The 14,902-nt window shown below is 67.6% G+C and carries 23 protein-coding genes; 9 read left to right on the top strand and 14 right to left on the bottom strand.

From position 1 onward, the window contains the following. Positions 1–44: 44 nt before the first annotated feature. The gene (locus tag MW290_RS32615) at positions 45–578 is read right to left on the bottom strand and encodes a carboxymuconolactone decarboxylase family protein (protein WP_013521184.1); all 534 of its coding nucleotides are present in this window, start codon (positions 576–578) and stop codon (positions 45–47) included. Between the two features lie 117 nt (positions 579–695). Between MW290_RS32615 and MW290_RS32610 the strand changes: the two genes are divergently transcribed. From MW290_RS32610 to MW290_RS32570, 9 genes are all read left to right on the top strand, one after another. Then, positions 696–1,538, top strand: a complete 843-nt coding sequence (locus MW290_RS32610) for a helix-turn-helix transcriptional regulator (RefSeq protein ID WP_024542567.1) — start codon at positions 696–698, stop codon at positions 1,536–1,538. A 177-nt stretch (positions 1,539–1,715) separates the two neighbouring features. Beyond that, the gene (locus MW290_RS32605; RefSeq protein ID WP_001247892.1) at positions 1,716–2,006 is read left to right on the top strand and encodes a nucleotidyltransferase family protein; all 291 of its coding nucleotides are present in this window, start codon (positions 1,716–1,718) and stop codon (positions 2,004–2,006) included. After that, the gene (locus MW290_RS32600; RefSeq protein ID WP_003100872.1) at positions 2,003–2,389 is read left to right on the top strand and encodes a HepT-like ribonuclease domain-containing protein; all 387 of its coding nucleotides are present in this window, start codon (positions 2,003–2,005) and stop codon (positions 2,387–2,389) included. The genes MW290_RS32605 and MW290_RS32600 overlap by 4 nt, the downstream gene beginning before the upstream one ends. Positions 2,390–2,625: 236 nt before the next feature. Beyond that, positions 2,626–2,982, top strand: coding sequence for a cupin domain-containing protein (locus MW290_RS32595; protein ID WP_003465043.1), 357 nt, complete (start codon positions 2,626–2,628; stop codon positions 2,980–2,982). Between the two features lie 254 nt (positions 2,983–3,236). Continuing rightward, positions 3,237–3,563 (top strand): hypothetical protein, encoded by a 327-nt coding sequence (locus MW290_RS32590; RefSeq protein WP_003100858.1) that lies wholly within the window; start codon positions 3,237–3,239, stop codon positions 3,561–3,563. Further along, positions 3,560–4,060, top strand: coding sequence for a hypothetical protein (locus tag MW290_RS32585; RefSeq protein ID WP_003100856.1), 501 nt, complete (start codon positions 3,560–3,562; stop codon positions 4,058–4,060). The genes MW290_RS32590 and MW290_RS32585 overlap by 4 nt, the downstream gene beginning before the upstream one ends. Next, on the top strand, positions 4,057–4,428 hold the full coding sequence (locus MW290_RS32580) for a hypothetical protein (RefSeq protein WP_003100853.1): 372 nt from the start codon (positions 4,057–4,059) through the stop codon (positions 4,426–4,428). Before MW290_RS32585 ends, MW290_RS32580 begins: the two co-directional genes overlap by 4 nt. Next, positions 4,422–4,979, top strand: coding sequence for a recombinase family protein (locus MW290_RS32575; protein WP_003100847.1), 558 nt, complete (start codon positions 4,422–4,424; stop codon positions 4,977–4,979). The genes MW290_RS32580 and MW290_RS32575 overlap by 7 nt, the downstream gene beginning before the upstream one ends. Positions 4,980–5,080: 101 nt before the next feature. Then, positions 5,081–5,554 (top strand): response regulator, encoded by a 474-nt coding sequence (locus MW290_RS32570; protein ID WP_250200267.1) that lies wholly within the window; start codon positions 5,081–5,083, stop codon positions 5,552–5,554. Positions 5,555–5,599: 45 nt separating this feature from the next. Here MW290_RS32570 and MW290_RS32565 read toward each other — a convergent pair whose 3' ends face one another. The 13 genes from MW290_RS32565 to MW290_RS32505 all read right to left on the bottom strand — a co-directional run bounded on the left by MW290_RS32565 (position 5,600) and on the right by MW290_RS32505 (position 14,479). Continuing rightward, a complete protein-coding gene (locus MW290_RS32565; protein WP_250200266.1) occupies positions 5,600–5,854 on the bottom strand; it encodes a hypothetical protein in 255 nt (84 codons plus the stop codon). Between the two features lie 164 nt (positions 5,855–6,018). Continuing rightward, positions 6,019–6,321 carry a type II toxin-antitoxin system RelE/ParE family toxin gene (locus MW290_RS32560; RefSeq protein ID WP_250200265.1) on the bottom strand — a complete coding sequence of 101 codons (303 nt, stop codon included), beginning with the start codon at positions 6,319–6,321 and terminating at the stop codon, positions 6,019–6,021. Next, complete coding sequence (locus MW290_RS32555; RefSeq protein WP_250200274.1) at positions 6,321–6,641, bottom strand: DUF7673 family protein; 321 nt, start codon at positions 6,639–6,641, stop codon at positions 6,321–6,323. Before MW290_RS32555 ends, MW290_RS32560 begins: the two co-directional genes overlap by 1 nt. Before the next feature lie 41 nt (positions 6,642–6,682). Further along, complete coding sequence (gene relB / locus MW290_RS32550; protein ID WP_250200264.1) at positions 6,683–7,150, bottom strand: type II toxin-antitoxin system RelB family antitoxin; 468 nt, start codon at positions 7,148–7,150, stop codon at positions 6,683–6,685. A 266-nt stretch (positions 7,151–7,416) separates the two neighbouring features. Continuing rightward, the gene (gene mnhG, locus MW290_RS32545) at positions 7,417–7,779 is read right to left on the bottom strand and encodes a monovalent cation/H(+) antiporter subunit G (protein ID WP_250200263.1); all 363 of its coding nucleotides are present in this window, start codon (positions 7,777–7,779) and stop codon (positions 7,417–7,419) included. Next, the gene (locus MW290_RS32540) at positions 7,776–8,087 is read right to left on the bottom strand and encodes an MrpF/PhaF family protein (RefSeq protein ID WP_250200262.1); all 312 of its coding nucleotides are present in this window, start codon (positions 8,085–8,087) and stop codon (positions 7,776–7,778) included. The genes mnhG and MW290_RS32540 overlap by 4 nt, the downstream gene beginning before the upstream one ends. Beyond that, on the bottom strand, positions 8,084–8,431 hold the full coding sequence (locus MW290_RS32535; protein WP_250200261.1) for a Na+/H+ antiporter subunit E: 348 nt from the start codon (positions 8,429–8,431) through the stop codon (positions 8,084–8,086). Before MW290_RS32535 ends, MW290_RS32540 begins: the two co-directional genes overlap by 4 nt. 34 nt (positions 8,432–8,465) lie before the next feature. Further along, on the bottom strand, positions 8,466–9,932 hold the full coding sequence (locus tag MW290_RS32530; protein ID WP_250200260.1) for a complex I subunit 5 family protein: 1,467 nt from the start codon (positions 9,930–9,932) through the stop codon (positions 8,466–8,468). Continuing rightward, on the bottom strand, positions 9,929–10,363 hold the full coding sequence (locus MW290_RS32525; protein ID WP_250200259.1) for an NADH-quinone oxidoreductase subunit K: 435 nt from the start codon (positions 10,361–10,363) through the stop codon (positions 9,929–9,931). The genes MW290_RS32530 and MW290_RS32525 overlap by 4 nt, the downstream gene beginning before the upstream one ends. Further along, on the bottom strand, positions 10,360–10,839 hold the full coding sequence (locus MW290_RS32520) for an MnhB domain-containing protein (RefSeq protein WP_250200258.1): 480 nt from the start codon (positions 10,837–10,839) through the stop codon (positions 10,360–10,362). Before MW290_RS32520 ends, MW290_RS32525 begins: the two co-directional genes overlap by 4 nt. Next, on the bottom strand, positions 10,836–13,088 hold the full coding sequence (gene mbhE / locus MW290_RS32515; protein WP_250200257.1) for a hydrogen gas-evolving membrane-bound hydrogenase subunit E: 2,253 nt from the start codon (positions 13,086–13,088) through the stop codon (positions 10,836–10,838). The genes MW290_RS32520 and mbhE overlap by 4 nt, the downstream gene beginning before the upstream one ends. A gap of 53 nt (positions 13,089–13,141) precedes the next feature. After that, positions 13,142–14,227: a calcium/sodium antiporter gene (locus MW290_RS32510; protein WP_250200256.1), complete on the bottom strand. Its 1,086-nt coding sequence runs from the start codon at positions 14,225–14,227 to the stop codon at positions 13,142–13,144. A gap of 18 nt (positions 14,228–14,245) precedes the next feature. Beyond that, positions 14,246–14,479: a lipopolysaccharide assembly protein LapA domain-containing protein gene (locus MW290_RS32505; RefSeq protein WP_250200255.1), complete on the bottom strand. Its 234-nt coding sequence runs from the start codon at positions 14,477–14,479 to the stop codon at positions 14,246–14,248. Positions 14,480–14,902 lie beyond the last annotated feature (423 nt).

Below are 14,902 nucleotides of genomic sequence, written 5' to 3'. Positions count from 1 at the left end.
GTGAGTGCGATTTTCGTTGTGTTCTCCTTATATGCCTATGGAGATCAGACGGCGACCACGGGGAAATCCACCGTGGTGTCGGCGATGTGGTTGGTGTAGTTGGTGAGCGTGTTCAGCGCGATGTTGGCGATCACTTCCAGTATCAGGCCGTCGTCGAGCCCCGCGCGGCGGTAGTTGGCCATGGCGTCGGCCGACACCACGCCGCGTTGCTCGACCAGCGCGCGGGCAAAGCCGGCAATTGCATCGTCAAGTGCGTTGGCCGCCTGGCCGGTGCGGGCCGCGGCGATGGCCTCTGCCGACAGTCCGGCACCTTTGCCGATCAGGGTGTGTGCGCTCAGGCAGTACTGGCAGCGATTGGCTTGACCGGCAGCCAGCGCAACGATCTCGCGCTGGGTGGCACTCAGGCGGCCGGTGCCCAGCGTTTCGGACAGGCCGAGGTAGCCGTTGAGCGCTGCCGGCGCGTGGGCCAGCGTGGCGAGCAGGTTCGGCACCACGCCGAGCTTGGCTTTGACGGCCTTGAGTGTGGCAGCGGTAGCGGCGTCAGCGGTGTCGATGGTCAGGGGGGCGATTTGGGTCATGTCTATCTCCGTAGTGGGTGAGGTGCAAGAGCACGTGGGCATGATCGCCCTTTGTTTGGTACGATATGGCACGTAAAGTATCAAATACGTAACCTATCGTCTTATATGGAGAGTGGAATGGCGGATCGACTGGCCGGCTTGCTCCGGCACTACTCGCTTTCGGCGCGCGTTTTTCACAGCGGCGCCTTCTGTGAGCAGCATCATTACGCGGCGCCGCATGGCTATATCCATCTGGTGCGGCGCGGCCCGATTACGGCGCGTTCGCCCGTGCATGAAGATCTGCTGGTTACCGAGCCGAGCCTGCTGTTTTATCCGCGCGTGGCGTCGCATCGTTTTGTCGCCGCCCCCGGCGATACCGCTGAGCTGTTGTGTGCGGAGGTCGATCTGGGCGCTTCGACGGGCAATCCGTTGGCCATGGCCTTGCCGTCGATGCTGCTGATTCCGCTGGCGGACTTGCCCGGCCTCGGGCCGACGCTAGAGCTGCTGTTTGCCGAAGCCGAGCGCGACCAGTGCGGTCGGCAGGCCGCCATCGACCGCTTGTGCGAGTTGCTACTGATCCAGTTGCTGCGTTATCTGATGGATGGGCGGCTTGGCGCCACCGGACTGCTGGCGGGACTGGCCGACCCGAAACTCGCGCGCGCCATAACCGCCATGCACGATGCGCCGCAGACCGCGTGGTCGCTCGAGGCGCTGGCGGCGCAGGCGGGCATGTCACGCGCGCGCTTCGCCGCCGCGTTCAAAGACGCGGTGGGCGTCACGCCGGGCGACTATCTGGCCGACTGGCGGATGAACGTCAGTTGCACCCTGCTCAAGCAGGGGCGTCCGGTGGCGGTGGTGGCCGACCGCGTCGGCTACGGCAGCCCGAACGCGTTGGCGCGCGCCTTCCGCGTGCGCATGGGCTGCGCCCCGCGCGACTGGCTGGCGCAGCAGCGCGGTGACGCGTCGCTCAGCGGTTCGTGAGTTTGAGGTCGATTCGCCGGTTCTTGGCGTAGGCGGCGTCGGTGTTGCGCTCGTCGAGCGGGTGAAATTCACAGGCGCGGCACGGGAATCAAGGCATTGCGATTCTCGAAAATAGTTCTTGAAATTCTATTCTTGATTGCATATCATCTCAACGAGTTTCGATAAGAAAGGATGCGCATGCGACCGTCTGTTGTGCTTGACATGAAGCGAAGCGCAGTGCGTGAAGCGGTAGGCCGCTTTCGCGCCGCGAACCCGCGCGTCTTCGGCTCGGTGCTGCATGGCACCGACCGGGATGGCAGCGACCTCGACCTGTTGGTCGATGCGCTGCCCGGTGCCACGTTGTTGGACTTGGGCGATTTGGAAGAAGAACTGAAATCGCTGCTCGGCGTTGACGTCGATCTGCTGACTCCCGGCGACCTGCCGCCGAAGTTCCGGGCCAAGGTGCTCGCGGAGGCGCAACCGATATGAGCGAGAACCGCCTGCCCGATTACCTCGACCACATTCAGCAGGCCGCAACCGATGCGCGCAGCTTCGTGGAAGGGATGGCCAAGGACGACTTCTTGGCCGACAAGCGCACCCAGCAGGCCGTCATCATGAGCCTGATCGTCATCGGCGAGGCGGCCACAAAGGTGATGGATGGCTACGTCGAGTTCACCCAGGCGCATGCCGACGTGCCGTGGCGCAGCATGCGCAATATGCGTAATCGCATGGCTCACGGCTATTTCGACATCAACCTCGATGTGGTGTGGGAGACGGTACAGGAATGGCTGCCGGCGTTGCTCCAGCAATTGCCCGCCGTGCGTCAGGATGCCGACGATGAAGACCGTAACGACAAAGGCATGGAGCCATGACCAATCAAGCCGCCGATGTTCGGCCCCTCTGGCGTGTTCGATCCCGCGACCTATGAGCCGCGCTCGGGCAAGACCTTCTGGATGGCCGCAACGGACGTGAGTTCGCTGGTGGGCAAGGAGGCAGCAGCCGACACGCTCATCGGCAACTGCACGACCGCACGACCAGCCTCCCGTTCAAATTCGAGTTAGAACTCATATCCAGCCTGTCTGGGGGCACTGTGAAAGAGGGATCTCCGATGACTGTTGAATCGAGAATATTTTCTGTAGCCGAGTATGTTCAGCCGTCCGAAGGCGAGCCTATTCGTTCCGTTGTGCTTGAAACCCGAGACTCAATTATCGTGGTTTGGCATGTCCATCCCGGGCAGGAAATTGCGGCTCACATTCATCCTCACGGCCAAGACACGTGGACTGTTTTGTCGGGAATGGCTGATTACTTTCAGGGCAATGGGATTGTTCGTGCCCTCAGGGAAGGTGAGATAGCCGTGGCAAGACCGGGCCAAGTGCACGGGGCGCGAAATACAGGTACCGAGCCATTTGTGTTCGTCTCGGTTGTGGCATCAGCCAATGCCGGTTTCGTATTGGCTGAGCGATAGAGCCCAATCTCTGGAGTTGGTCCAATGAGCGGTCGGGGAGATAGGTAACAGACATGCAGCGGACACGGCTGCTAAACCAGGTCGCAAACCTCCTTGCGTCGCAGCGTGCCGCAAGCGACGCGATCAATCGAATGGGGTCGGCATGAGACTGAACACCATCCAGTTCCCGACCGCGTAGCCGCCTGTCCTGCCGATCAGGTCTTGACCATCGACGCCTGGGATCAGTCCTGAATGTTCTTGGAGACCACTACGTTATGAGCCGCAGCCGCCGCAAAACACCCATCGTCGGGCACACGACCTGCGGCAGCGAGCGCGAGGACAAGAAGCTCTGGCATCAGCGCTGGCGCACCCGTGAGCGCACGGCGCTGACCAGCGCGTCGCCCGAAGCCCTGAGCGCCCATCTGCCCCTGCTGGAAAACCAGGCCAGCAGCGTCTGGTCGATGGGCAAGGATGGCCGCTCCTACTGGCCCGTCAAGCGCCAGGCCGCCACGGCGGATCGCATCGCCAATCACAAGGGACGCAACCCGCAAGAACGCGCCTCCCTGAAAAAGCGCCTGCTGCGCAAGTGGATGAGCAAATGAAGCTCTCCTTCCATCAGCACATTGCGCTGTTCTGGATGATCGGTGCTCCGGGCGTCTTCGCGCCCGTGATCGAGAACGCCAAGCGGCCCGATGCCGGCGCCGTCATGGCGTGGGGTGTCGCGATCGTGGCGGTGATGATCCTCTTCACCCCTTTGCTGCTGCGCTGTCCACCATTCCGGCGCTGGTATGGCCGGACGGATGCGCTGTCGGAGCGGCAGCGCCAGGCGCTTGCCGAGCGCGGCCTGCGCCGCTACTACCAGACCGCTTTCGATGACGGCTACGTGCCCCGCGTGATGCCCTACGTGTGGCGCATCATCTGGACGGTCGGCGGGTTGATGGCTGTGACCGCCGTACTGCCTACCAACACCGGACGGCCAGCCTTCGATGCCTTGGTGGTCTTCTCGACCTGGTATCCGATAGGCGTGATGCTGCTGGTTTTCGCGTCGAGGCCCCTTGGCCGGTTGATTCGCCAAAGAGCACAGGAGCGGCGGAAATGAGCACGTCAACCATCGAGGCGCTCGCCAGCGCCTGGGCAAGGATTGCCGAGGAAGCGGAATTCCCCGCTGACTACGAGGGGACTGCCACACCACAAGCGCATCGGGCTAGCGAAGCTATTCAGGAGCAGATTCGGGAGCGCATCGTCGCCACCAACGACATGCGGCTGTTCAGCCTGCTGCACCTGCTGGGTCAGGCGTCGCTGCGCATGGAGCAAGCGCTGTGGCCGGAGGATTACGAGCGGATGACGCGCGAGGTTGAGGAAGCCCTGCGGCAAGCCACCGACGCCAACGCCAGATCGTACACCCACGAAGAAGTGATGCAGGCGATGCAGGAACGCATCGACCGGGCGCGAGACAAGCCATGTTGATTGGCTATGCGCGCGTCTCGACGCAGGATCAGAACCTGGAGCTGCAACGCGAAGCCTTGAGCAAGGCCGGATGTAAAAAGGTCTTCGAGGACAAGGTGAGTGGCACGCGGGCAGACCGGCCTGGCTTGGCCAAGACGCTCGAAATGCTGCGCGAAGGCGATACTTTGGTCGTCTGGAAGCTCGACCGGCTGGGCCGGTCGGTCAAGCAACTGGTCGATCTGGTCGGCGATCTGCACAAGCACGGTGTCCAGTTCAGGAGCCTCACCGACTCCATCGACACCGGCACACCATCCGGGCGGTTCTTCTTCCACGTCATGGCGAGCCTTGCCGAAATGGAGCGCGAGCTGACCGTCGAGCGCACCCGCGCCGGGCTGGAAGTCGCCAAGCAGCTCGGCCGCAAAGGCGGCCGCAAGCCGAAGATGACCGACAGCAAGATCGAGTCGGCCAAGAAGCTGCTGGCCAGCGGGGTGCCGCCCAAGGACGTGGCCAAGAACCTCGGCGTGTCCATTCCGACGCTGTACCGCTGGGTGCCAGCCTCCACGCACGCTTAGCGTGCTTTATTTTCCGTTTTCTGAGACGACCCCAGCTCGGCGGGACCGCGGAGATCAAATCGGAGAAGGGCCACGGCACCAGGGCCACCGTGCACATCCCGGTGAAGGTGCTGGACCAGCAACCGACGCGACCGCTGACTGGATCGGCGAGCCTGTCGGGCCTGCACGTCCTCGTTGTCGACGATGAAGACTCCGTTCGCAGCGCCGTCGCAGATCTGCTGCGCGCCAAGGGAGCCGAGTGTGTGGAAGCGCCAGGCACCGACGAGGCGCTACAAGAGCTCGGTTCGAAGGCCTTCGAGGTGGCGCTGGTGGACATCCAGATGCCCGGCGCGGATGGCTACGAGCTGGCACGAAGACTGAGGGCTCGCTCGCCGGAGTGCGACACCAGACTGATCGCCATGAGCGCCTTCGGACTGGCCGAGCAGCACGGCCATCTCTTCGACGCCTACGTCGCCAAGCCCTCAAAGGCCGACAAGATGGTCGGCACGATCATCCAGACCTTGGCTCGCGATCGCCCCGCCGCTGCCAATTCGGCCACCGCGAGCAACTCGGGCGGCGCCTCCAGCTCCCGGTGAGTCGGCGTCGGCGCTGCAGCGCGGACGGGGGTGCCGTCGAGTGCGTCACACGCCCCTGAAACCCGGCAGCACCTCGTTGACCGACACGGCACGGAGATCGCCGACCAGGCGCCCCTGACCGTCGGTGATCACCAAGCCTCTTCGCGCGGCCTCTCGACAAAGCGCTTCCAGCCGCGGGTCCGCAAAGCTTGCGGGCGGATCGTAGGCCTGCAGTTGCAGGCCAGCGACCGCGAGCAAGCCGTCGGCGCTGGCCTGATCCCGTCCGGAGGGACCACACAGGCCGGCGAGCGCGGTTCGCAACGGTGATGTCCGGGGCTTCATGGCGCAGCGGGTGCAGGGCACCCCATCGTGCGGCCGACCACGTGACCGCGCAACTCGAAACCCCGGTCCAACCCCCCGCCGAAATCGGGCGCCGAATTCAGACGGCCAGCCGTCCCAACGCACTGCGGACTCGCCCCTGCGTTTCAAGGTGTTTGCTGCGCCACGTGCTTGACCCGCAGTATCTCGACGGTGCGAGAGGAGTCGAACACCCGATAGAAGGCGATGTAGTTGGCGTGCAGCACGAGTTCGCGAACGCCGGCTGGCAGCCCGGGGCGGCCCTCATGGCCGAGCAGCGGGTGCTGGGCCAGCGGCTGGACCTTCTCGCGCAGCTTCTTGCCGAAGGCGCGCGCTCGGGTAGGACTGTCCTGGGCGATGTAGCGGACGATGCTGCGCAGGTCTTCCAGGGCCTTGGGACGCCAGGCGATGCGGTAGTCGGCCCCCGGCATCAGTCCCCGAGCTCCGGCCGCCAGGCCTGCACGATGGCCTTGAACTCGGCCTCATAGCCCAGGCTGTCGGGGTAGCGGTGAACGCGGCCGATCAGGCCGAACACGGTCGTCATGTCGGCCACGATGTCGGTGTCCAGTGCCCACAGCGAGGTCAGGTCGAAGGCACCGCAGCTGCCTGTGTTCCACCAGGCCAGCAGAAAGTCCGCAACGACCCGGCTCTGCCCGGAGTCGCGCCTGGCATGCGCGAGCAGGCGCTCGAGTGCCGCCACTTCCTCGGAGGTGATCGCAGGGGGTGGCGCTTCAGCGGCGGCGGCCAGCATTGCCTGCGCAATGACCTGATCGGGTTGGCGCGGCGTCGTGCTCATGCGCCTTTCCTTCGTGCGGAGCCGGCACGCTGGAGCTCGATCGCATCGATTTCGGCATCCATGGCCGCCATGGCCTCGTCGTGCGGGACGCTCGGGCGCGGATCGTCGAGCGATTCCTGGATCTCGGCGGCGAGCCACCGGTTGTGCGCCGCAGCCTGGTGGGCCGTGCGCATCGCTTCGGCCTGGCTGGAGCGGCTGCGGCTCATGTCCTTCTCGTCGGGGTTCCAGTCGGTGGCGTCGAGCTGTGCCACAGCGATGCCGACCTCGCGAAGCAGGATCATGGCTGAGGCTGGATTGCCGAAGCGGCGCGGCTCGGTGCTGCGGGCCTTGGCCAGCACGGCGTCCTGTCCGCCGCGGGTGGCAATGCGCAGCATGAAGGCGCCGCCCTGGCCCTTGAGCGTGACGCCGGCGACGCCGCCGGCGGCCGCGGTGGCGCGCAGTTGTTCCAAGGTCATGCTGTGCATAGGATCCACCGCATCAGAGATGGAATCATTGTGCACGGTTGACAGAAGTCGTGCAACGACCGTCGGCCCAAGCGCGAGATTCGATGAGAGTCCGGAAGCACCGCGCCACCAGGGCGACGAGGTCCCAGCAAAGCCAGCGCTGGCGGGAGCAGCGCTCATCTCGTATGCTTCTGGCGCGATTGTCGCCCAAACCGCTAATGCGCGACAATATAGTTTATGTCAACTCAGTGAGCTGAGCACTACTCACCGCGAGCCAGTTCAAACGTTCAGCCTGCGCGCCCGGAGTTCTGCTTCACGCGAGCTTCTAGCGGCGTCCGCCCAGCAGGCGGCGCTGAATCCACCTCTTGATCCAGCCCAGCCTCGCGCACCGCGGCCCGCGCCAGAAGGTGGGATGCCACGGGAAGGGTCGCGAGGAGGAAGACAAGGATCAGCAGCAGTCGCCATGTCCAGGCCGCATCGCGCACGACGAGCATCGTCCCCACGCAGACCAGCGCCAGCGCCAGCGTTCCCGCCTTGGTGGCTGCATGCTGGCGGGCCAGCGCATCGGGCAGCACGATCACCCCCCAGGCCGCGATCAGCAGCACAACGGCCCCTGTCGCGACCAGCAGAGTCCCCAACGCAGCGATCATGACTTCGTCTCCGGAGTCCCGGAGTGCGCCGAGCGTTCGATCAGGCGCGCCCAGCCTACCGTGCCCACGAAGCCGACCAGGGCCAGGCCGATCGCCACGTCGAGGAACACCGTGCGACCGGTACCGAGCGATGCCGCCACGCACAAGGCCACGCCCGCGGCGAGGAAGATGTCGAGCGCGACCACGCGATCGGCATGGCGCGGGCCGCGCACGATGCGCACCGAGGCGATCAACGTCGCCAGAACGGCCAGCGTTGCCAGCACTGCGGTGGCCCAGCCCGTCGTGGCCACGTCGTCGAGCCCGATCATGCTGCCTCTCCGAACCAGGCCATGAGCGGCGGCTCGAACTCGCGCCGGATGGCCTCGACAGCGGCGGCCGCCTGACGCGTATCGAGCATGTGCAGCACCATCTGCCGCCGCGGCATGTCGATGTCGATCACGGTCGTGCCCGGCGTCAGCGAGATCATGCAGCCCAGCAGCGCCGCACCCTGCGCACTCATCGGCGCGAAGTCGATGCGCACGAAGGACGCCGGCGGCGGCGTGCCGATGGCGAGCCCCTGGCGCACGATGGCGCCGATGGTCTGCGCTCCCGAAGTCACCATGGCCCAGCCGAAGCGCGCAGGCAGCACCACGGCAGCGACGAGCCTGTTCATGCGAGGTACTCCTTCCGATGCTGGATGCTCGTCATCATCGCCGCCCCAGCGTGGCGGCCGCGTCCCGCGCAAACTCGATCAGCGTCTGCGGCGCCAGGCCGATCGCCAACGTGACGGCGGCCAGCATGCACGTGGCGAGCCACGCGGGGGCCAGGGCGACGCGCCGGGGCTGCCAGGCCACGTCGGCATCACCGGCATCTGGGTGGCGCTTCCAGAACGCCTCGAGCCAGATCTTCATCATCGAGTACAGCGTGAGGACACTCACCGCCAGGCCGAGCGCACCCCAGGCGAATCGACCCTGCGCGAACGCCTCCTGCAGCACCAGCAGCTTGGCCCAGAAGCCCGACAGCGGCGGAATGCCCACCAGCGACAGCGCCGGCACCGCGAACAGCAGCGCCAGCGCCGGCCGCGCAGCGGCCATGCCGCCGATGCGCCGCAGGTCATAGCTTCCGGCCAGGGTGGCCAGCATGCCGGCGATCAGGAACAGGTTGGCCTTCACGACGATGTGATGCACCGTGTAGAACAGCGCCGCGGCGTTGCCGCCCACGCCACCGAGCGCCACCGCGAGAAGGATGTAGCCGATCTGGCTGACGATGTGGAAGGCCAGGATGCGGCGCATGTCCCAGTGGTACGCCGCACCCAGCACGCCGGCGACCATGGTCGCTGCCGCCACCCAGCCCAGCACCTCGAACAGCCCCGCGCCGGCCGGCATGAAGACGTCGCCCAGCGTGCGCAGCACGGCGTAGACGCCGACCTTGGTCAGCAGCCCGGCAAACAGCGCCAGCACCGGCGCCGGCAGGGTCGGGTACGACGCCGGCAGCCAGGCATACAGCGGGAAGGCCGCCGACTTCAGCAGCAGCCCGACCGCCAACGCCGCGAGCAGCACGTGCAGCAGCACCGGGTCGACCTCGCGTGCCGCCACCGCCAGCGCGCTGTAGTTCAGGTGGCCGGTCGCGGCATACAGCAACCCCACCGCAGCCAGCAGCAGCAGCGTGCCGAACAGGTTCAGGCCCAGGTACTTGAAGGCGGCGTCGAGCTGGTCTCGCCGGCCGCCGAGCGCGATCAGGCCCAGTGCGCAGATCAGCATCCCCTCGAACCAGACATACAGGTTGAACAGGTCGGCGGTGCTGAACGCACCCGCCACGCCGGCCAGCGTGCCGTGCACCAGGGGCAGCAGCAGCGGGTGGCGCAGGCCGGGGTCGGCGTCACTGGCCAGGAACAGCAGCGAGGCCAGGCCCATCAGCGCCGTCACCAGCACCAGCACGCTGGACAGCCCGTCCAGCTGGAACTGGATGCCGTACGGCGGCACCCAGTCGCCGAAGGCCGCACTGGCCGGCGCACCGGCGCTCACCTGTGCCACCAGCATCACCGCCGCAGCCAGGAAACCCAGGACGCCGACGAAGCTGATGGCCTGCTGCGTGCGGACCCGGCCCGAGACGAGCGCAGTCAGCGCCGCGGTGGCCAACGGCACGAGCACGGGCGCGGTCGCCACGAGGCTCACGCGAGCGCCCTCCGCGATCCGGCATCGTCCGCAGCGCGCTCGCGCGCGACATCGTCCACCAGCGGCGGCTTCACCGGATCGGTCGGCTCGGGCTCCACCCACCGCAGTGCCAGCGCATCGTCGGTGCCGACGCGCCGCACCAGTTGCATCACCAGCACCAGCGCAAAGCACAACAGCGCGAAACCGATCACGATGGCGGTCAGCACCAGCGCCTGCGGCAGCGGATTGGCCGCATCCTGCAGCGCCCTTGCGCCCGCCTCGATCACCGCCGGCTGCGCCGAGCCCAGGCGGCCGGCGGCCAGCAGCAGCAGATTGATCGCGCTGCCCAGCAGCGCCAGGCCCACCACGCAGCGCAGCACATCGCGCGACAGCGCCAGGTACAGCCCAGCGGCCAGCGTGATCCACAGCGCACAGGCCACGGCCCAGATCATCGCGCGCCCCCGTTCGGCGCTTCGGGTGCGCCTTCATCCGCGCCATCGTCCGCCTCGTCGCTGCCGAGCAGCGCGACAGCGTAACCACCCAGCGCGCCCCACACGCACAGGTACACGCCGACGTCGAACACCAGCACCGTCGACACCGGCAGCGTGGTGAAGCCCAGCGGCACGCTGGCCCACAGGTGCGTGAGATAGGGCTTGCCCAGCACCCAGGCCGGCAGGCCCGACAGCGCGCCGACCAGCACGCCCAGCGCCGCCAGCCGAACGGGCGAGCGCAGCGGCAGGCGCTGCGTGGCGGCATCGGGTCCATGCGCGACCGCCCACAGCACGCTGGCCGTCACCGCCAGCAGGCCGCCGATGAAGCCACCACCGGGCTCGTTGTGCCCGCGCAGCAGCACCACCAGCGACGCGGCGAGCATGACCCAGTACAGGGGCCTCGCCACCACCTCGAGGATCACCAGCCGGCGGTTCATCGGCCGGCCTCCGCCCCGCGCCGGCGCCGCACCTCGCGCAGCAGCGGCACCGCGGCCAGCAGCGACAGCATCACCACGGTGATCTCTCCCAGGGTGTCGAGTGCACGGAAGTCGACCAGGATCACGTTGACGACGTTGCGTCCTTGTGCTGCCGGCACGCTCTGCTCGCCGAACCAGCGCGACAGGGTGTCGTCGAACGGCACCGCCACGGCCGCGAGCAGCAGCGCCGTCAGCACGGTGGCGAAGGCGAGCGACAGCAGCAGCGCCAGCGGGCGCGCGCCGGGTTCCGGCACGCTCATCGCCTTGCCGCGACGCTTCAGTGCCAGCAGCACCGCCGCGATCACGACGACGAACACCGTTTCGACCACCACCTGCGTGAAGGCAACATCGGGGGCCCCGGCGAACAGGAACAGCACCGCACTGCCGTAGCCCACGAGCCCGGCGCCGAGCAGCAGCACGAGCCGCTCTTTCAGCATGGCAGCGGCCAGCGCGCCGACGGCGATCAGCAGCACGCCGCCTGCCACGCCCAGCGGCGGCGCCGACCACGCCGGCCACGCCAGCGCCGGCGCGGCCATCGCCAGCGGCAGCCCGACGGCCAGCACGGCGACGGCCGCGGCCACGGCCATGTAGCCCGGTGAACGGCCATGCTGCAGCCAGCGCGTGCTGACTGCGGCGACGTGCGGTATCCAGCCCAGCGAGCGTTCGTACTGCGCGGCAAGGCCGAACACGGCCAGCCGCGATGCCAACGCGTCCACCAGGCGGTGCAGGGGGTCCCAGAGCAGGAAGACCACGGCACCGATCGCGAACGTGGCGGCAAACGACAGCAGCTCCGGCCCGAGCACGCGCGCCAGCGGCGCCAGCACCGGATCCGTTCCGGCGGTCATCGCCACGCCCACGGATTCGACCATCGGTTGCGCCCACACGGGGAACAGTCCCAGGGCGACGCCGAACCCGGCCAGCACCAGCGGCGGCAGCACCAGCGCCGCGCCGCCCTCGTGGGCCTGCGGCGTTTCGTTGGCGCCCGGGTGGCGCCAGAACACGCGTACCGCGGCGACGCCGGCCACCGCCACCGCGATCGCCGAGAACACCGTGTTGGCCAGCGGCGCAAACGCGAGCACGTCGCCCGCGGCCTTGGCGTCGCCGATCAGGTCCTTGACCACGTAGCCGAACGACAGCGGGATGCCCGCCATCGACATGCCGGCCAGTAACGCCGCCGCGGCCGTCCACGGCATCGCGTGGCGCAGGTTGCCCAGTCGATCGATCACGCGCGTACCGGTGCCGTGGTCGACGTTGCCGGCAACGAAGAACAGCGGCGCCTTGTACAGCGCATGCGCCAGCAGCAGCGCGCCCACCGCGACCGCGGCGCCCTCGCCCGGCATGCCCACCAGCGCCACCAGCGTGCCCAGCGTGGCCACGGTGGACCACGCGAGGATGCGCTTGAGATCGCGCTCGCGCAGCGCCAGCACCATGCCCCAGGCGGCGGTGATCGAGCCGGCCGCCTGCAGCAGCAATTGCCACAGCGGCCAGGCGTCGAGCCCGGCGTCCAGCCGCGCCAGCAGGTAGACGCCCAGCTTCACCATCGTGGCCGAGTGCAGGTAGGCCGACACCGGCGTCGGCGCGGCCATTGCGTTGGGCAGCCAGAAGTGGAACGGGAACTGAGCGCTCTTGGTGAAGGCACCTGCCAGCACCAGCAGCACGCCGGCGGTGAGCACCGGGCCGGGCGGGGTGGCCGGCAGGCGTTCGACGATGGCGCTGATCGAGGTCGTGCCCATCGCCTGCCCGACCAGGATCAACCCGGCCAGCAGCGCCAGGCCCCCGGTGCCCGTGACCAGCAGCGCCTGTTGTGCCGACTTGCGGCTGCCCGGCTGCTCGTGGTCGAAACCCACGAGCAGGAACGACAGCACGCTCGTGGCCTCCCAGAAAAGGAACAGCGTGAACAGATCGTCCGCGGTGACGCAGCCGATCATCGCCAGCATGAACAGCGTGAGCAGCACGTACAGCCGCCGCTGCCCGGGGTGACCGGCGAGGTAGCCGCCGGCATAGACGAATACCGCGCTGCCGACGCCGGTGATCATCAGCAGCATCAGCGCCGCCAGGCCGTCGATGCGCCAGGCCAGAGCGATGCCCAGCGCCGGCACCCATTCGATGGCCCCGGCCAGCGGCAGATCGAACCGCGCCAGCAGCGCTGCGACGACGGCAAGCGCGGTCAGCGGCAGCAGCACGAAGCCGACACGTGCGGCGAGCCCCATGGCCGACGCATGCGCCACTGCTGTGGCGGGACGAGGCACCGGCTGTCCCATGGTCAGCGCCCTGCCCGCCGCAGCATCGTCACGCCCAGCGTCACGATGGTCAGCGGCACCACGAAACCCAGCATCGCATCGCCGAAGGCCTGTGCACCGTCGTGGCGTTGCGCGGCCAGCACCAGATAGGCGGTGTAGGCGACGTAGTACGCGAGGAACAGTGCGCCCTCCCAGCGCGCGATCTCGCGACCGGTCAGGAACACGGGCAGGCACGCGACCAGCGCGGCGAGCATCACCCACAGGTCGAAGCGCGCCACGTCCGGCGGTAGCGGCAGCGCACTGCCCGCCCCGGACGATGCCACGACCGCACCGAGCCCCACGACGCCGAACAGATTGAAGATGCAACTGCCCACCACGTTGCCGACCGCGATGTCGCGTTCGCCCTTGAGGCTGGCCATCACCGACGCCGCGACCTCGGGCAACGAGGTGCCGGCCGCAACGATGGTCAGCCCGATGATCACTTCCGACAAGCCGAGCGCGCGCGCGAAGCTCACCGCGGCGCGCACCAAGCCTTCAGAGCCCAGAACAAGCAGCAGCAGACCGGCGACGATGAGGGCGAGTTGCATGGGCAGCCTGGCATCCCAGCGACCGGCCGAGGCGGGCTGCAACTCGTCGGCGAACTCGTCGCGCCCGGCGGCGGCCGGCTCGGCACGCGACTGGCGAACGAGGAACACGGTGTACGCCACGAGCGAGCCGAGCAGCAGCAGCCCGTCGAACAGGCCCAGCGCGCCGTCCAGACCCAGCACGATGAGCAGCACGGCGCCCCCGATCATGATGGGCGCCTCCTGCCGGATGACCTGCCGGTGCACCGCCAGCGGCGTGATCAGCGCGGCGATCCCCAGGATGAACAGCACATTGAAGATGTTGCTGCCGATGGCATTGCCCACCGCCAGGCCACCCTGGTCCGACAGAACGGCGCCCGTGGACACGGCCATCTCCGGCGCGCTGGTGCCGAAGGCCACCACCGTGAGGCCCACGACCAGCGGCGACAAACCCAGGCGAAGCGCCAGCAGCGACGCCCCGCGCACCAGCAGCGCGGCGCCGGCCACCAAGGCGACGAGACCGCCGAGGAACAGCAGCAGCGACATGGCGGGCCGGGCGCTACGTCAGCCGCGTACCGGCGGTTTTGTCGTGGCGCCGTGCACCCAGCTGCGGATCAACGACAGGAACACGCCGCCCGTGAGCATGCCAAGCACGTAGACGCCCAGCAGAAGCAGCGACAGCGGCAGCGTCAGGCTAGCCGACAGGAACTGGACCGTCACCGTCTCCAGGTTCTGGAACTTGAAGAGGAACACCACCGCGGCCAACGCCAGCAGCAGCGCAAGATAGACATATCGCATGATCAACTCCCCTCCGAACGGCTCTGTTCATTCTGCATTCTGCCCTTCGAAGTGGAAAGGGCCGGCAGCGCGCCGCGCTACCGGCCCAGATCGGAGCGACAGGATCGCGCCCGTTCAGGCGCCGGCCGACAGTCCCTGCCGCGGCATGACCTGGAAGTCGAGACCATAGATCAGCGGCTCGACACGCGCCTGGTCCTCCATCGGCATCACCCAGTGCTCGAGCGCCGCGCGCAGCACCAGAGACTCGCCAGGATGCACCTCACCGTCGGCCTCGATGACCGGCGTGCACAGTTCGATCACCAGCGCGCGCTGACGGGAGTCGTCGACCTCGTCGAGCCATGCAGCCAGCGTGCCGGCGTCGATCAGGCACTCACGGCCCGTGCAGGCACCGCTCAGCAGGTCCTGGCACAGGTCGTCGACCAC

Origin of the sequence: Aquincola tertiaricarbonis (assembly GCF_023573145.1) — a bacterium.
Classification (GTDB): domain Bacteria; phylum Pseudomonadota; class Gammaproteobacteria; order Burkholderiales; family Burkholderiaceae_C; genus Aquincola; species Aquincola tertiaricarbonis_B.
The sequence above is the reverse complement of the archived record's forward strand: the minus strand, read 5'-3'. Positions and strand labels throughout refer to the sequence as shown.

Bases quoted from the DNA above. Each gene is read 5' to 3' on its own strand.
- MW290_RS32555 (WP_250200274.1), bottom strand. From the start codon at position 6,641: ATGCTGGCCGCCGCCGCTGAAGCGCCACCCCCTGCGATCACCTCCGAG.
- MW290_RS32575 (WP_003100847.1), top strand. From the start codon at position 4,422: ATGTTGATTGGCTATGCGCGCGTCTCGACGCAGGATCAGAACCTGGAG.
- MW290_RS32505 (WP_250200255.1), bottom strand. From the start codon at position 14,479: ATGCGATATGTCTATCTTGCGCTGCTGCTGGCGTTGGCCGCGGTGGTG.
- MW290_RS32520 (WP_250200258.1), bottom strand. From the start codon at position 10,839: ATGAACCGCCGGCTGGTGATCCTCGAGGTGGTGGCGAGGCCCCTGTAC.
- MW290_RS32615 (WP_013521184.1), bottom strand. From the start codon at position 578: ATGACCCAAATCGCCCCCCTGACCATCGACACCGCTGACGCCGCTACC.
- MW290_RS32540 (WP_250200262.1), bottom strand. From the start codon at position 8,087: ATGATCGGGCTCGACGACGTGGCCACGACGGGCTGGGCCACCGCAGTG.
- MW290_RS32580 (WP_003100853.1), top strand. From the start codon at position 4,057: ATGAGCACGTCAACCATCGAGGCGCTCGCCAGCGCCTGGGCAAGGATT.
- MW290_RS32595 (WP_003465043.1), top strand. From the start codon at position 2,626: ATGACTGTTGAATCGAGAATATTTTCTGTAGCCGAGTATGTTCAGCCG.
- MW290_RS32585 (WP_003100856.1), top strand. From the start codon at position 3,560: ATGAAGCTCTCCTTCCATCAGCACATTGCGCTGTTCTGGATGATCGGT.
- MW290_RS32535 (WP_250200261.1), bottom strand. From the start codon at position 8,431: ATGAACAGGCTCGTCGCTGCCGTGGTGCTGCCTGCGCGCTTCGGCTGG.
- relB (WP_250200264.1), bottom strand. From the start codon at position 7,150: ATGCACAGCATGACCTTGGAACAACTGCGCGCCACCGCGGCCGCCGGC.
- MW290_RS32610 (WP_024542567.1), top strand. From the start codon at position 696: ATGGCGGATCGACTGGCCGGCTTGCTCCGGCACTACTCGCTTTCGGCG.
- MW290_RS32510 (WP_250200256.1), bottom strand. From the start codon at position 14,227: ATGTCGCTGCTGCTGTTCCTCGGCGGTCTCGTCGCCTTGGTGGCCGGC.
- MW290_RS32605 (WP_001247892.1), top strand. From the start codon at position 1,716: ATGCGACCGTCTGTTGTGCTTGACATGAAGCGAAGCGCAGTGCGTGAA.
- MW290_RS32560 (WP_250200265.1), bottom strand. From the start codon at position 6,321: ATGCCGGGGGCCGACTACCGCATCGCCTGGCGTCCCAAGGCCCTGGAA.
- mnhG (WP_250200263.1), bottom strand. From the start codon at position 7,779: ATGATCGCTGCGTTGGGGACTCTGCTGGTCGCGACAGGGGCCGTTGTG.
- MW290_RS32600 (WP_003100872.1), top strand. From the start codon at position 2,003: ATGAGCGAGAACCGCCTGCCCGATTACCTCGACCACATTCAGCAGGCC.
- MW290_RS32590 (WP_003100858.1), top strand. From the start codon at position 3,237: ATGAGCCGCAGCCGCCGCAAAACACCCATCGTCGGGCACACGACCTGC.
- MW290_RS32525 (WP_250200259.1), bottom strand. From the start codon at position 10,363: ATGATCTGGGCCGTGGCCTGTGCGCTGTGGATCACGCTGGCCGCTGGG.
- mbhE (WP_250200257.1), bottom strand. From the start codon at position 13,088: ATGGGGCTCGCCGCACGTGTCGGCTTCGTGCTGCTGCCGCTGACCGCG.